This is a genomic window from Oceanobacillus sp. FSL W7-1304 (assembly GCF_037969805.1).
Classification (GTDB): Bacteria; Bacillota; Bacilli; order Bacillales; family Amphibacillaceae; genus Oceanobacillus; species Oceanobacillus profundus.
This window is the reverse complement of sequence record NZ_CP150211.1, coordinates 353,039-367,688: the sequence shown is the minus strand read 5'-3', so window position 1 is coordinate 367,688 and position 14,650 is coordinate 353,039. Positions and strand designations below refer to the sequence as shown.

At 36.1% G+C, this 14,650-nt stretch carries 15 protein-coding genes and 1 riboswitch; of the genes, 1 reads left to right on the top strand and 14 read right to left on the bottom strand.

What is annotated here, in order from left to right:
• Nucleotides 1-116: 116 nt before the first annotated feature.
• From NYE61_RS01835 to NYE61_RS01805, 7 genes are all read right to left on the bottom strand, one after another.
• Entirely contained in the window at nt 117-1,397 is a 1,281-nt protein-coding gene (locus tag NYE61_RS01835; protein ID WP_095308935.1) for a Glu/Leu/Phe/Val dehydrogenase, read from the bottom strand.
• A 108-nt stretch (nt 1,398-1,505) separates the two neighbouring features.
• Nucleotides 1,506-2,444: a D-alanine--D-alanine ligase gene (locus tag NYE61_RS01830; protein WP_095308933.1), complete on the bottom strand. Its 939-nt coding sequence runs from the start codon at nt 2,442-2,444 to the stop codon at nt 1,506-1,508.
• A 44-nt stretch (nt 2,445-2,488) separates the two neighbouring features.
• The gene (locus NYE61_RS01825; protein WP_095308932.1) at nt 2,489-3,067 is read right to left on the bottom strand and encodes a genetic competence negative regulator; all 579 of its coding nucleotides are present in this window, start codon (nt 3,065-3,067) and stop codon (nt 2,489-2,491) included.
• Nucleotides 3,068-3,387: 320 nt separating this feature from the next.
• The gene (locus NYE61_RS01820; protein ID WP_303449174.1) at nt 3,388-3,708 is read right to left on the bottom strand and encodes a hypothetical protein; all 321 of its coding nucleotides are present in this window, start codon (nt 3,706-3,708) and stop codon (nt 3,388-3,390) included.
• 11 nt (nt 3,709-3,719) lie between these two features.
• On the bottom strand, nt 3,720-4,286 hold the full coding sequence (locus NYE61_RS01815; RefSeq protein WP_303449172.1) for a CPBP family intramembrane glutamic endopeptidase: 567 nt from the start codon (nt 4,284-4,286) through the stop codon (nt 3,720-3,722).
• Nucleotides 4,273-5,823: an ATP-dependent DNA helicase RecQ gene (locus NYE61_RS01810; protein WP_095308929.1), complete on the bottom strand. Its 1,551-nt coding sequence runs from the start codon at nt 5,821-5,823 to the stop codon at nt 4,273-4,275. Before NYE61_RS01810 ends, NYE61_RS01815 begins: the two co-directional genes overlap by 14 nt.
• A gap of 23 nt (nt 5,824-5,846) precedes the next feature.
• Nucleotides 5,847-6,911, bottom strand: coding sequence for a helix-turn-helix domain-containing protein (locus NYE61_RS01805; protein ID WP_339316704.1), 1,065 nt, complete (start codon nt 6,909-6,911; stop codon nt 5,847-5,849).
• Nucleotides 6,912-7,019: 108 nt separating this feature from the next.
• On the opposite strand from NYE61_RS01805, the gene NYE61_RS01800 reads away from it, so the two are divergent.
• On the top strand, nt 7,020-7,271 hold the full coding sequence (locus NYE61_RS01800; protein WP_303449168.1) for a ferredoxin: 252 nt from the start codon (nt 7,020-7,022) through the stop codon (nt 7,269-7,271).
• Nucleotides 7,272-7,386: 115 nt separating this feature from the next.
• Here the strand turns inward: NYE61_RS01800 and NYE61_RS01795 are convergent, their stop codons facing one another.
• The 7 genes from NYE61_RS01795 to ccsB all read right to left on the bottom strand — a co-directional run bounded on the left by NYE61_RS01795 (nt 7,387) and on the right by ccsB (nt 14,447).
• Nucleotides 7,387-8,568, bottom strand: a complete 1,182-nt coding sequence (locus NYE61_RS01795) for a hypothetical protein (protein WP_339316702.1) — start codon at nt 8,566-8,568, stop codon at nt 7,387-7,389.
• A complete protein-coding gene (locus tag NYE61_RS01790) occupies nt 8,555-9,100 on the bottom strand; it encodes an RNA polymerase sigma factor SigX (protein WP_303449164.1) in 546 nt (181 codons plus the stop codon). Before NYE61_RS01790 ends, NYE61_RS01795 begins: the two co-directional genes overlap by 14 nt.
• 93 nt (nt 9,101-9,193) lie before the next feature.
• On the bottom strand, nt 9,194-9,709 hold the full coding sequence (locus NYE61_RS01785; RefSeq protein ID WP_095308923.1) for an ECF transporter S component: 516 nt from the start codon (nt 9,707-9,709) through the stop codon (nt 9,194-9,196).
• Nucleotides 9,710-9,713: 4 nt separating this feature from the next.
• Nucleotides 9,714-10,142 (bottom strand): DUF4430 domain-containing protein, encoded by a 429-nt coding sequence (locus tag NYE61_RS01780; RefSeq protein WP_240033787.1) that lies wholly within the window; start codon nt 10,140-10,142, stop codon nt 9,714-9,716.
• 160 nt (nt 10,143-10,302) lie between these two features.
• Nucleotides 10,303-10,501, bottom strand: a riboswitch (cobalamin riboswitch).
• Nucleotides 10,502-10,555: 54 nt separating this feature from the next.
• Nucleotides 10,556-12,322 (bottom strand): ATP-binding protein, encoded by a 1,767-nt coding sequence (locus tag NYE61_RS01775; protein WP_303449160.1) that lies wholly within the window; start codon nt 12,320-12,322, stop codon nt 10,556-10,558.
• Complete coding sequence (locus NYE61_RS01770; RefSeq protein ID WP_095308920.1) at nt 12,322-13,038, bottom strand: response regulator transcription factor; 717 nt, start codon at nt 13,036-13,038, stop codon at nt 12,322-12,324. The genes NYE61_RS01775 and NYE61_RS01770 overlap by 1 nt, the downstream gene beginning before the upstream one ends.
• Before the next feature lie 218 nt (nt 13,039-13,256).
• Nucleotides 13,257-14,447, bottom strand: coding sequence for a c-type cytochrome biogenesis protein CcsB (ccsB, locus tag NYE61_RS01765; RefSeq protein ID WP_095308919.1), 1,191 nt, complete (start codon nt 14,445-14,447; stop codon nt 13,257-13,259).
• Nucleotides 14,448-14,650 lie beyond the last annotated feature (203 nt).

The following is a 14,650-nucleotide window of genomic DNA, read 5'->3' as shown; positions in this document are numbered from 1 at the left end:
ACGAATGGCAGTTTAGTGCGTATTCTGCCACTAAAATAAAAAACTCTTATCCGATAAGAGTTTTTTATTTCACATATGGATTAAATCAATTGGTACAATACAGCTAAACGGCTTCATTAAACCCAACCACGGAATCTAGATGCTTCGGCCATCTTTCGTACACCCACCATATACGCTGCTAAACGCATATCCACACGTCTTGTTTCAGCTGTGTTATATATAGAATTAAAAGATCTAATCATAATTTCATGAAGCTTTTTATCGATTTCTTCCTCTGACCAATAATATCCTTGATTATTTTGAACCCACTCAAAGTATGATACGGTAACCCCACCAGCAGATGCTAATACGTCCGGGACTAGAAGAATGCCCCGTTCTGTTAAAATTTTAGTAGCTTCCATTGTTGTTGGACCATTGGCAGCCTCTACCACAATGCTTGCCTTAATATTATGTGCATTGTCCTGTGTAATTTGATTTTCTACAGCCGCAGGAACAATAATATCACAATCCAACTCAAATAATTCTTTATTTGAAATTGTATTGTTAAATAGCTTGGTTACGGTTCCAAAACTATCTCTTCGATCTAAGAGATAATCAATATCTAGTCCATCCGGATCATGCAGCGCGCCGTATGCATCTGAAATACCAACAACTTTTGCACCTGCATCATGCAAAAACTTGGAAAGGAAGCTTCCAGCGTTTCCAAATCCTTGAACGACTACCCTTGCTCCTTTTAACTCAATACCTTTTTTCTTCGCTGCTTCATTCAATACAATCGTAACACCTTTTGCAGTAGCAGATTCTCTGCCATGTGAACCACCTAGAACAATTGGTTTTCCCGTAATAAAGCCGGGACTATTGAATTCGTCTATTTTACTATATTCATCCATCATCCAAGCCATAATCTGAGAATTTGTAAATACGTCTGGCGCAGGGATGTCTTTTGTAGGGCCCACTATTTGACTTACTGCACGAACATAACCACGACTTAACGCTTCTAATTCGCGGAAGGACATCTCTCGTGGATCACAAATAATTCCACCTTTTGCTCCTCCATAAGGTAGATCAACAATTCCAGCTTTCAAGCTCATCCAAATAGAAAGAGCCTTTACTTCTGATTCCGTTACATCTGGATGAAAACGAATTCCGCCTTTTGTCGGACCTACTGCATCGTTGTGTTGTGCACGATATCCGGTAAATACTCTAACCGATCCATCATCCATACGTACTGGGATGCGAACCGTCATCATACGCAGAGGTTCTTTAAGTAACTCAAAAACCTCCTCCGGGTAACCTAATTTTTCTAATGCAGTTTTTACAACAGTTCGTGTTGAACTTAAAACATCTGTATTTTCTTGGTTTTCTTTGATAGAATCTGCTGCTTTTTCGGCTACCATGAACTTACCTCCTACAATATATATAAAAGTTTTATATAGCCCACTCAGAGTTTAGTATACACGTTCAATTTAAATATGCAATAAAAATAGGTTTCATTTTTTAATTCGTTATACCTGTCTAGAATGCATGGTTAGTTCTACAAATTTCTCGATCATTTCATGATATTCAATTCCAATCGATTTCGCTGCATCAGGAAACAAACTAGTTGGCGTCATACCTGGTAATGTGTTTACTTCCAGAATCATTGGCACATTTTCTTTATTTAAAATAAAGTCTACTCTTGAGTAAGTTTCACAGCCTAACGATTGATGGGCTAGAACTGCGTATGTTTTAATCTGTTCTGCTGTTGCTTCATCTATAATTGCTGGAACAATGTGCTCGCTCCCGCCCGGTGCATATTTTGATTCATAGTCATAGAAAGCATTTTTCGGAATTATTTCGATAATTGGTAAGGCGAATTCATTCCCGCCTGCTCCCATTACGGCCACTGTTAACTCTCTACCAGCAATGAACTCTTCTACTAGAATCGCATCGTCACTTGCTTGAGCATTTGTTAGTGCTTCCTCAATTTGGCTGGTATCTGTAACAATTGTTAATCCAAGCGTAGAGCCTTCTTTATTCGGTTTTATAACAAATGGTGGTGTAAAAGCTGTCTTTATTTCGTTACCAATCTGTTCAACTTGATTCGACTTAGAAAGCCTGTAAACTTCGCTTTTAGCTTGTGGAATATGGTTCATATTAAAAATTTGTTTTGCTTTTGCTTTATCCATCGCTAAGGCAGAAGCAAGAACCCCTGAACCAACATAAGGTATACCTAGCATATCCAATAGTCCCTGAATTCTTCCATCTTCCCCATATTTCCCATGGAGTCCAATAAATACCAAATCTACATCTAATTGTATAATATCCTGCAATTGATTCGGATTAAAATCAATTCCAATAACTTCATGTCCGTTTTTTTCTAAGGCTGCTATGATTCCTTTTCCTGATGAAAGCGAAACTTCACGCTCACCTGAAACACCACCATATAATACTGCTATCTTCATTATCTGCACTCCCTTGACATCCACTATTTCTCTACAATGTTGTGTTAATAAAATAACTTGATGATATTCTTGACTGCTTGTGAATCGAAAATAATTTTGCCATATTCATGTAAGCGATAGGATGTCACAATGCTTGGGTTTGAATACTCCGACATAATTCCTATAATATCCTCTTTATTTACATCGGATAAATCATCTTCATCTAAGATCATATAATATCGTTCATCCATATGATATACCTTACCACCTTCAATCGCTAATGGTGATAAATAGGACGTGACCTGGATAACCGATTCAAATTCCTCAAAGGAAAAAATTAATTCCTTGCTTTCATCAAGCGTTACTTTCATTTCTATGAAATCATCATCCCAATACATATCTTCCTCTTGTTGCGTGACGAATATATGCATTCCTTGTGCCTGCATTAAATGAACCTGTACGAGTAATATTCCTTCAAGCTCAATACCTAATTCTGAACTCGCTTCATACATCATATCACTGAAAAGGCTGCGGACGCTCGATGCATCATGCCAGAGGTCGTCTTTTGTAAAACCTCGTTCAATCAAATCATCAAACGTTAAAAAAATCGTAAATTGGTCATTTGATAAACGTTCAATACGCATACTGCATCCCCCTCATTTAGGCGCTTTTTAAATGGTTTTCTAATTTCATCATAACTACGAATTATAATGGAAAGCACTTCATTTATTATATGCAACTTCGTCATTTGTTGAACAGTACAGCACAATTTCTTAATTCTATTTAAATGTAGAAGTTTTGCTTACAAAAATATAAAATACAAATGGTGTGGACCTTTCCATAGCGTTACTTTTACTATTAGTATGATTCGAATTATGCAAGATGATAACTTTTTCCTTGGCTTCTTATACTGGAAAAGTCATTTGACCATTCTGTGTGCTATATACCATATCTATCCACAACATTATGACAGATTTTGAATTAGTACCCAAAGCTCGTTTCCCCATATGTAGTATGCACCAGCTAGTCCAACAATTAAAATAAAAATCACAAACAATAATCGAATAAGCGGCCCGCTTAATTTAAGGCTTGTTCGACTATCCTTTGAATGAATTTCCTTTCTGGGCGGGAGGTTTAAAATATCAATGTCTCGCTTTGCTTCACTTTCCTGCTCAGAATTCTTATTTCCTACATGTTGCTCAGTGGACTGTCCATCTTCAATTTCTTGAAATAATTGACGAAGTTCGTCTGCTTGATCCTTTGGTTCTTCTGATTTTACATTCACTGTAAAGCACCTCACTTTTTAAAGCGAATCACTAAACCTAATAGAAAGTCTATAATAAAATGCATCGTAATTGTCACAAGTAAGTTTCCAGTAATCTCAAATAGATATCCAATCAAAAAACTAATACCAACTACCGAAATAAATAAAACCGGCTTTTTCAAATATCGAAAATGGACAAGTGCAAATACCATACTAGCTACGATATAACCAAATACTGTTTGGATGACCCCTCGAAACAATAACTCCTCTGAAATAGCAACAACGAGTGATATTATTAAAATAAATGGAATGGATTGATTATAAAATACTCTTTCATTAATTCCGCCATCATCTAAAAATTGTTTTGGAGTAATCCATAATAGAACGAGGTCAATGAGAACTACGAAAAAACCCGAAAGAACTCCGTAAATCAAAATTTCACGAAAATTCCAGTTAAAATAAAACAGCCAGTCCGAAAAACGATCAAAAAGAAAAAAGCTCAACCCGATACTGATGCATATGAATATGCCCTGTGATAAAAATAGCTGTTTCCTTAATTCTGCATCGGATAATTGCTTGATTATTTCAGCTTGTTTCATAAGTTTCTCCAACTAACAGCAGATCTTTAAGGCGTTCTCTCCAGTCTTCATGCCGCTCTATTATTTTTTTTGTATTTTCTGGATGCCATTCATTCCATAAAAACCCACAATTACTACAGCATTGTTCCATTGGTTTTCGAAAAGTTGACTGAAAGGATTGATAAAGGTCTTTTCGCAAGCAACTTTCACATTGCACCCAACTTAATACCTCATGTAGTTTGTCTTCTTTATATTGCATTCTCTCTTTAATCACTTGCTCAATGGAATGGTAGGCTATTTTCCAATTGTTCTCATGATAGATAATATAATTATTGTTTATCATACCATGTTTTTCTATCTGATACTTAAAAAATTTCCAATGAATTTCATTTAATTGTAAATGTTCTTGGATTTGTTCATCTGCTGGAATTTCCCTTTCCGTGTGGCAGATTGTATATAAATAATTGAATACATTTTTCAAATCCGTTTCATCTGGAAGTTCATTTTGAATAATATGATTTGGAATGATCGCATCCCTCGGCGAAAACAGCAATATACCTACACTGGATTTACCATCCCTTCCTGCTCTTCCTACTTCTTGAATATAAGCTTCAAGTTGTAATGGAATATGAAAGTGGATGATTAAACGAATATTACTTTTATTAATCCCCATTCCAAACGCACTCGTACAACAAATGATGTCTAATTGATCATTCATAAATTGTTGCTGGATACTGATGCGATCTACCTGTTCCATACCACCATGATAAAAAGCAACTTCCCTATTTGCAAGTCGTTGCGTCAAAATGCTCGCAATATTTTCTGCTGTGGCACGACTTGTAAAATAAATCAGCGCCGGTACTTGATACATGTTAAATATGGAAATAAGTCTGTCAATTTTTTCTTGGTCATTTGCAACTTCCTCTAGAATAAATGCTATATTTTCCCTGTCCATTGGATAAATTCGCTTGATCATTTGGCGCTTTTCTAGGGCATTCATTATATCAGATTGAACTTCTGGGGTTGCTGTTGCACTTAATGCAAGTACAGTTGGATTACCTAGCTCTTTAATCGTTGCGGAAAGTTTTAAATAATCTGGTCTGAATTCATGCCCCCATTGTGAAATACAATGTGCTTCATCAATTACAAACAAACCCACATGTATTTCTTTCAGCTTTCTTATTAGTTCTTGCTGCTGTAACAACTCTGGTGAAACATATATCAATTTATAATTAATAAGATTTTGAAAAACATTTCGCCTTTCCCTTGGTGTCATAAAGCTATTAAGAGCAACAACTTCCTTAAAATTAGCGGCCTTTAACTGCTTTACTTGATCAATCATCAAGGAAATTAAAGGAGAAACGACTATCGTCACCCCTTTCAGGATTCTGGCTGGTAACTGATAACAAATGGATTTTCCTGATCCTGTGGGCAAAATTCCAAGTACATCCTTGCCTGCCAGTATATCTTGGATTATTTCTTTTTGGCCAATTCGAAAAGCATCATATTGAAAATATTGTTGTAATGCTTCTTCTAAGTTAAGCGTGTGTTGTTGCATACTATCACCTTATTTCAATAATATCATCTTCCAGTGCTTTTATTTTTCGTTGCCGCCAATACAAGTCGAATTTCAAAGTAGCTAATGTCATCATGGACAGCATTCTTAATATCTCTTAATTTAAACGTACTTCTCCGATTGACTACATTGATAATTTGTTGTTGCCTTTCCTTTGTTATGTATTGATCTAAGGAGAATAATGGATCATATAAAGCAATTTCTACAATATGATCATGGATTGTATTGATTTTTAAATTTCTCATCAGCGCTATTTGATCGAGCGTATACTTCTTTTGTAACAATTGATAGGTTTGATTAGTAGAATTTGTAATCGGGATCTTCTCTGTTAAGTCACCTAATAAGAAGGAAAGAACAGGGAACTCTTTTCGTTTTTCTTCGATTATGGCAATTATTTTATGGATAATGCCTGTCAGTATAAGATTCACATCTGCAATTGACAGCATATTTAATTCTGCTAATTGGTTCAAGCTCTTACCATAAGTTTTATATCCTGTTAATCGATCTACAAATAATGAGGCAAAGTTATTTGGAAATATTTCTAACAACTGGTACAGTTCTTGATAAATCCCTTGCAATGCATGTGTCTCATTGGTTTTTAATTTCCTATAAATTTGTTTAACCCATTGTTCAACGGAAGGCTGGTCAGTTATCGGGATAAAATGATAAAATTTCATTTTTGTATTGGTTAATGTTTGGATGAGTAGCAGTAAACGTAAATAAAACACGTCTGCAGTTTCATTGTATCGTAATCCATTGAAATACTCGAATGGAAATTGCTGCTCGGACTGAGCAAGAAATGGTAATGCTTTTTCTGTTAATTGAAAAGTGTTCACTTCACCTTCAGAAGCATGTATATATTCATTTTTTAACAAAAAAGATACACTTTGATTGAACGGGTTCCTGTTTAAATGGCGATAAACACCATAAAACATGTTAAGCTGATAATTATGCACGTCTTGAATCGTTTGAATCGATTTACTTCCATTTAATAAATGAAACACGCTGGATATGGTCCTTTCTCCATTTAGCTGGAAAAGGCATTTTAAAATAATACTTTCAAAAAACAAGAATGACTGCCCCCTTTTTAAAAGATGCATACAAACCGGGTATTGAAATGAATAGCAATCAGTTTTAGAATAGGATTAAGGCTTTTGATTTCAGGAGGTAAATATAAAGTGAAGTACACCATTGTAGACAAAGAAACATGTATAGCCTGTGGTGCATGTGGTGCAGCTGCTCCCAGGATTTTCACCTATGATGACGAAGGACTTTCTTATGTTCTCATCGATGAAAATACAGGTACCTCTATAATTCCAGAAAGCTGTGAGGAAGATTTATTCGATGCATATGAAGGATGTCCAACTGATTCAATTAAAATTGCAGAACATCCGTTTCACGGTAATCCGTTGAGGTATAGTCAAACATAAACTCAAGTTTTATCCTAACAATGCTATCATAATTGGGTAATTGTTGTTACTAGTATACATGGAAAAAGTGCTTTTGAAAAATATAATTTCAAAAACACTTTTTTTAATTTTTTGCTTATTCATCTCTTAAATCGACAGGATTAGCTGCACTTGGAACACTTATAGGCTTGGATAGATTATATTCACTAACTTGTTGCAGAGGCGAATTCTGAAATTGTACTTCTTCAAACCCAAAGCTTTTTGCAGTCATTAAAATGGCTTCGACCATTGTTAAAATATCCTGATTGTCAAGAAGCACTTGCTCATCAGCAAATGTTAATTCCAATAAGCTGCCACTTGATTGTACTTCCAATTGAACATCGTCTGGTATAGTTCGACTAACATTAAACTCAGGCTTATTTTGACTCATTTCAGCAATAGCCTCTTCAATTGACAGCTCTTTCGAGGTAGGTACCGGGATTAGAAACTCATTATTATAAAGTTTATATAATGCCTCATCTTGATACAAGACCATTTCCTTTATAGAACCTATGGACCCTAAGTCAGCTCCATTTTTAAAAACAGCTTTTTCAATACCAAGTGGTGTAAACATCGTAGCAAGCATCTGTTCAAATATATAAGCATTTGTAGAGCCTTCTTCAAGGGTAAATCCATTTTCAAGCTCAATAAATACCTCTTTATCCGCCTCATTTAGTTCAAATGAGGCGCCTTCAAGTAAATATTCAGCCGTATTCCACGAATCCTCATGGATATATGTTGCCAATTGATTATAGAATGCAGCAACATTTACAGAGTCCTCCACAATAAAAGTAATCGGAATAACGTACTGATTCTGTGCATCCGCTACAGCACCATATACAAATGTACCAGCTTCATCAGCAGAAATAATATGGCTTTGCATTGGTGCTTCATCCATTGCCACCCGTGTCTCAGCAGACTCTTCTTGACTATCATCTGCTATCCCGCCTGAATGGGCTTCTTGCTCATTACTACTCTCCGTTTTTCCTGACTCTTCCATATAATCATACGTATTTGCAACATCAAGATTCATGGAATAATCTGCCTGTTGAGTTGAAGAATTATTGAGTATAAATGGAATGATAGCCAGAAGTACAGCAACCATCGCAGTTGCCAGAATAGGCACCACTTTTACCTTTCTCTTTGATTTTACGTTCTGGCTATCTTTCAGTTTTGGGGAGATGCGACTGTATAAATCGGATTTATCCATCTTATCCTTAACTACAGGTAGCTGCTTTAAACTAGCGATAATTTTATCATATTCTTCATTGTGTCGCATTAGCATCCCCTCCTCCGTTGATGTTCTCAAGCATTGCTTTTTTTAATGCTTTTAATGCACGGTGCTGAGTCGTTTTCACCTTACTGACGGTAAAATTAAGTATTTCAGCAGTTTCTTGAATAGAAAATGATTGCAAATAACGCAGTATTATTACATTCCGTTGGTCAAGTGTACAGTAGTTTAAGTATGTATATACCTGTTTGATTTGATCGTTTTCTTCAGCAATCTCATCTGGTAGCTTGCTTTGATCAGGAATTACATCTCCTTTATCATTCCAATCAAAAAACTCAAATATTCTATCTCTCTTCCTTTTTAATGAACGGAAATAATCATATGTAACGTGACGCGCAATTGAGAAAAGCCATGTTTTCTCACTACTTTCACCCTTGAAATTAGCATATGATTTTAATACTTTTATATAAACCTCTTGAACCAAATCCTCTGTTGTTTCTTTATCTTTCACCATATAGAAAATATACTGGAAAAGGTCTTGATGGTAGGTATCATAAAATTTATCGAAAACGGCCTTCATAAAGACCCTCCCGTTCAGTTATATAGTCGTTATAAATATAAAAAGGTTTCATCTAAACTATAATGTAAATGAAGAAAAAATACCAACTGAATATCAGTCGGTATTTTTTACATCAAACCTATTATATGCATATCTTGTAAATAAAAAGGAGATAATCGGATACAAAAGTACAATAAATACCGCATTACCAATTGCATGGCTTGTATCAAAAGGGAGTCCTGCAATATAATATGGCCAAAATTTCCCTGTAACCTGGTATGTAGTTAGTGATATGATAAAGCCATAGAAGTAACCACTGAATATAGCCAAAAGCACAATGATAAGAAATGGAACTCGTTTTAGCATTTTACCCAATAGTCCGCTCATTATCCCAATAATACCCCAGGAAACAATCTGCCACAAGGTCCATAATCCCATGCCTAAAAGCATGTTAGAAAGAAATGTAGTTAAAATTGCTAAAAGAAGAGCGGATGTTGGACCAAGTATAATACCACAAATGATAATGATCGCTGTTACCGGCTGTACGTTTGGAATAAATTGAAAGATATATCTTCCACCTACTGCCAAAGCAGCTAATAATGCAAGGATTGTAAGTTTGTATGTGCTCATTTACTTATTCCCAGGGTTGTAGATCAAAAACAACGACATCTCCAGGCGATAACTCATAGTCACTTGCACCAACTGTTGCCATTTCATCATTTACGAAGAACATCCATGCAGTTTTCTCTTCATCGCTAGCAGCAACTCGTTCAATGCTTGTAATATACTGACCGTCATGCGCTGTTTCGATGTAGAAGTTTTCCTCCATAACATCCATCAGAATATCACCTTCTTCTATCTGAATCACTTCCTCTGTTACATATTCTTCCCCTTCATTAATAGAAATGGTAATCCGTACAGAGTCTTCTGCAACTTCTTCAGATTGTGAAGAGTTATTCGTACTTACAGACGTATTTTGGTTTGTATTCTCATCTGAAGAACAACCAAACAGCAATCCAACTGACATTACAATGACCGCAAACTGAAAAATCCATTTTTTCAACTTAATTCCTCCCCATCTTTATAAGTATCTAACTGGAAATATTCGGGAACAAAAAAATCCAGTTCACAAAGACGAGCTGGATTTTTAGACAAACAAATAATTATAGACAAAAAGCTATATGTATTCGAATGTCTCAATCACTCATACCTCGAAGCATTGAGAAAAACAAATTGAATTTGGCAGGTCTACTGACTTAAGATTCAAACCTACTTTAAGCCCTTCCCGTAATTACTACGGTGGTATTGCTTATTTCGTATCAATTACAGTTGCGAGGACAGTGCCAGATTTCCACTGGTTTCCCTAATCTAAGAAATAATACCCTGATGTTCTCTTAGAATACCAAAATTCAATGTATATAATTTTTCATTCCAGTTCAAAATTATCATAGCATATGACGTTAGAATAGAAAAGTTCTAGTGATTTTGTTTATTCTGCGGGAGTCTGAAGCTGAAAGCTGTGCCCTGATTCAACTTACTTTTAACAAGAATCACACCATGATGTGCATCAATAAGATGCTTTACAATCGATAGACCAAGACCGGTGCCTTTCTTCTCCTTATTACGAACTCTTGATTTGTCCGCTTTATAAAAACGTTCAAAAACAAATGGTAAATCTTCTTCTGGAATACCGCTACCACTATCTTCAATTTCTACATAAAGCTCATTTTCACGATTAGCTATTGTAACATGGACTTTACCGCCTTCTGAAGTATGGCGTAACGCATTATCAATTAGATTCGTAAAAACCTGTTCAATACGATCAGGATCAAATATGGCTTCCGGGAAATCGATATCCAATGATAAAGACAGCTCAATTCCGTTATCTATTGCTAAACTTTTAAATTTATTAACAACACGTTTTGCATAGGACTCAATTGCTGTTTTTTCTAAATTTAACTGTATTTGTCCAGCCTCCATTCTAGCTAGATCAAGAAGTTCATTTACTAGTCGCCCCATTCTTAAAGATTCCTCGTGAATAATTTGCGCAAGTTCATTTTTAGCTTCTTTTGTATCCGCAATATCATCTACAATTGCCTCACTATAACCTTGGAGCATAGAGATTGGTGTACGTAATTCATGTGAAACATTGGCAATAAAATCTTTACGCAGCTTATCTAAGCGTCTCTCTTCTGTCATGTCACGGATAACCGCTACAGCGCCCCTAATATAGGATTGGTCGTACAAAGGTGTCATTAACATAACATAAATTCTACCTTGCAGGCTGATTTCCCGAAGCACTGCCTGTTCGCTTTCAAAAACTTCTTGAAGCGCCTCATTAAGTTCACTTGGAAGTTTCCGGTTTTGCTCATCTGCAATGTCATTTTCAAAATACCAGTTTTCAATATATTTTTTGGCTGGCGGATTCATGACAAGAATGTCGCCATTTCGATTTAATGTTACCACACCATCTGCCATCGAACTAACAATACTTGAAAGCTGTTCTTTTTCCTGTCTTAGAGCATTAATATGAAATTTAAGCTGTCTTCCCATGCGATTGAACTCTGTTGCAAGTTCACCGATTTCATCATGTGTCAAAACAGGAACCTTCGTATTAAATTCTCCTCTAGTAAGGTTGTATGCCGCTTCTCGCATTTTTATTAGTGGAGAAGTAATCCTTGTTGATAAAAATACTGCAAAAAAAGTAGTCAACATAATCGCAATTCCTGCACTAAGGAGAATTAACTTTGAGGTTTGTGCTTTTGTTTGATAAATCACATCCAACGATTGATAAACAAAGACCGCTCCACCTGATTCAATTGGTGAACCAACAATCATAATTTCATTATTCTCATCGGGCTGAATAATTTGTTTCTGTATTTCCCGACGGTTATGAAGTACTTGTGAAAATTCTTCGCTTTCTTCAATCCAATGATCATCGGTTTCCAATAAATCACCATCATTACTTGTGGATGTCCAAAGTTCATCTTGATTATACGCAATCACAATTCGACTAGACGGATCTTTTAATAGTTCTGTCATTTCCTCGATAAATTCTCTATCTTCTCCCCTTTCAACGAGTGAGGAGATTTTTGTAGCTGTTTGCAACATATCATCTTCCGCTTCAAGTATATGGAAATTTTCAAAGAACTCCATCAGGAAGAATGACAAGATAAATAAAACAAATGCAACAAGTAATAGAATCGTTAATGATAGCTTACCAACTACACTACGCCAAAACATTATACATCATCAACTTCAAATTTATAACCAACACCCCAGACAGTTACAATCATTTTAGCGGCTGGTTTGGATACACTGCTTAGTTTTTCACGAAGTCTTTTCACATGCGTATCGACTGTTCTTAAATCACCGAAGAATTCATACTGCCATACTTCCTTCAATAAATGTTCTCGATTAAATACTTTATCTGGTGATTTTGCTAAGAAACATAGCAGTTCATATTCTTTTGGCGTTAGACTAACTTCTTCACCATCTGCTGAAACACGATGGGCATCATGATCAATTGTAATATGCGGAAATACTAATATATTTTTTGAAGCTGTATCAGCTTCATGAAAAGAGGCGGCAGTCACTCTTCGTAATAATGCCTTTACTCGTAAAACAGCTTCTCTAGGGCTAAATGGTTTTACAATATAATCGTCTGCCCCAACTTCAAATCCTTGCACACGATTTGCTTCTTCTCCTTTAGCGGTTAAGATAATAACAGGTGTGTCTTTTTCTTTTCTCAGCTCTTGACATGTTTCGATACCATCCATTTCAGGCATCATGATATCCAATAAGATGACATTATAATCATTATTTAATGCCTTATCTAAGGCTTCTTTTCCATTTTCTGCTTCTTCAACAATATAATCTTCACGTTCTAAATACATACGGATGAGTCTACGAATTCTTTCCTCATCATCAACAACTAATATCTTAATATTATCATCCATTTTAACTTCCCCCTATGCTTTACACTGTATCTAGTATAAACCAATCCTAAGTAAATGTATAAAAAAACGAGGTATCCTAATGATACCCCGTTTGTTAACAGACACGTCCAGCTTTACCGCCCAACTACTAGAGAGACTTCTTTCCTCCGTACGTCACTACGACGCACAGGACGTCGCATTTTCAGCCTGCAGGGCGCCCCGCGCTTTTGTTTTCACATCTAAGCATACGAATGTAGGCCTGCTAATACGAGATTAACAACAATTAGGTTAAACATAATAATTGCAAAACCACCTACTGCTAACCAAGCGGATTTCTCACCATGCCAGCCCCTTGATAAACGAAGGTGAAGAAAAGCTGCATAGAAGAACCATGTTACAAGTGCCCATACCTCTTTTGGATCCCATCCCCAGAATCTTCCCCAAGCAATTTGTGCCCAAATCGCTGCAAAGATAAGACCGCCAAGTGTGAATACTGGGAAACCAATGGCAACGGAACGATACATGATTTCATCTAATAAATCCGGTTTTACATTTTTTAGAAGCGGCTGAAGTTTTGCTCCAACTCGTTTACGAATAATTAATCGTACGAGTCCATATAAAATTGTACCAGTAATAAATGACCAAATGACCGAATTGAATTTTCTTCCGGCGTCTGCGCCTTGCATCCATGTTGGAGTTTCAAACCACGGTTCCATAACACCTTCTGTTAATAATGCTCCCTCATTTGGACCAGCAATAGCTGGCAAATGATAATCTGTTGTCGTCACATTACCAGCTTCTGTATATTCAAATTCAGCATGATAATCCATTATGTTAAAAGAAGTGGTGATCACGATAAAACCAATAAATAAGAACATAACGTACATCACGATTTCAAGCCATAAGCTACCTTTATTCAAACTAGACTGATCGACTTGCCTAATTAGATACATGATTCCTGCTGCAAAACTAATGAATAAAATTCCTTGTCCTAAAGCTACAGTCGTTACATGAATATATAACCAATGACTTTGTAACGATGGTACCAATGGTGAAATATCAGTTGGAAACATGCTCGCATATGCAATAATGATCATTGCAATTGGGAGTGCAAACAACCCAAGAAAGCTTAACTTGTAATAAAAATAAAGAATAATAAAAGCTAAAACCATGGACATACCTAGAAATGTCATAAATTCGAACATATTACTAACCGGGGCATGTCCACTTGCAATCCATCTTGTTATCAGATAGACAAGCTGCGCAGTAAAACCGATAATCGTTATGGTAATACCAATGGTTCCGGATTTTCTCTTCTTTCTTCTTTCCGACTTATCCTGTCTAATTGTTGCCCCAAAGAAAAGTGTAGCAACCAAATATAAAATAAATGCTGTATAAAGCATTGTGCTACTTAGATTAAGTAAATCCATTAAAATTCCTCCTCATCCTAAAACAGTAGAGACTTGGTGCAAATACCCGCTTCGGAAGACATACATGGTGCCCCCGGTGTGGACTGGTGAGCTCAAATGCTCGCGCAATTTGGTGTCTCACCTAATGCCTTTCCTCCTACAGGATTCAACGTATATCTCCTTCGCTAAGTTTGTGCATTGTTCGTCTTAAAAAGTTACCCATC

Excerpts from the sequence above, each read along its gene's own strand:
- NYE61_RS01835 (WP_095308935.1), bottom strand. The coding sequence starts at position 1,397 with ATGGTAGCCGAAAAAGCAGCAGATTCTATCAAAGAAAACCAAGAAAAT.
- NYE61_RS01830 (WP_095308933.1), bottom strand. The coding sequence starts at position 2,444 with ATGAAGATAGCAGTATTATATGGTGGTGTTTCAGGTGAGCGTGAAGTT.
- NYE61_RS01825 (WP_095308932.1), bottom strand. The coding sequence starts at position 3,067 with ATGCGTATTGAACGTTTATCAAATGACCAATTTACGATTTTTTTAACG.
- NYE61_RS01815 (WP_303449172.1), bottom strand. The coding sequence starts at position 4,286 with ATGAAACAAGCTGAAATAATCAAGCAATTATCCGATGCAGAATTAAGG.
- NYE61_RS01810 (WP_095308929.1), bottom strand. The coding sequence starts at position 5,823 with ATGCAACAACACACGCTTAACTTAGAAGAAGCATTACAACAATATTTT.
- NYE61_RS01795 (WP_339316702.1), bottom strand. The coding sequence starts at position 8,568 with ATGCGACACAATGAAGAATATGATAAAATTATCGCTAGTTTAAAGCAG.
- NYE61_RS01790 (WP_303449164.1), bottom strand. The coding sequence starts at position 9,100 with ATGAAGGCCGTTTTCGATAAATTTTATGATACCTACCATCAAGACCTT.
- NYE61_RS01785 (WP_095308923.1), bottom strand. The coding sequence starts at position 9,709 with ATGAGCACATACAAACTTACAATCCTTGCATTATTAGCTGCTTTGGCA.
- NYE61_RS01775 (WP_303449160.1), bottom strand. The coding sequence starts at position 12,322 with ATGTTTTGGCGTAGTGTAGTTGGTAAGCTATCATTAACGATTCTATTA.
- NYE61_RS01770 (WP_095308920.1), bottom strand. The coding sequence starts at position 13,038 with ATGGATGATAATATTAAGATATTAGTTGTTGATGATGAGGAAAGAATT.
- ccsB (WP_095308919.1), bottom strand. The coding sequence starts at position 14,447 with ATGGATTTACTTAATCTAAGTAGCACAATGCTTTATACAGCATTTATT.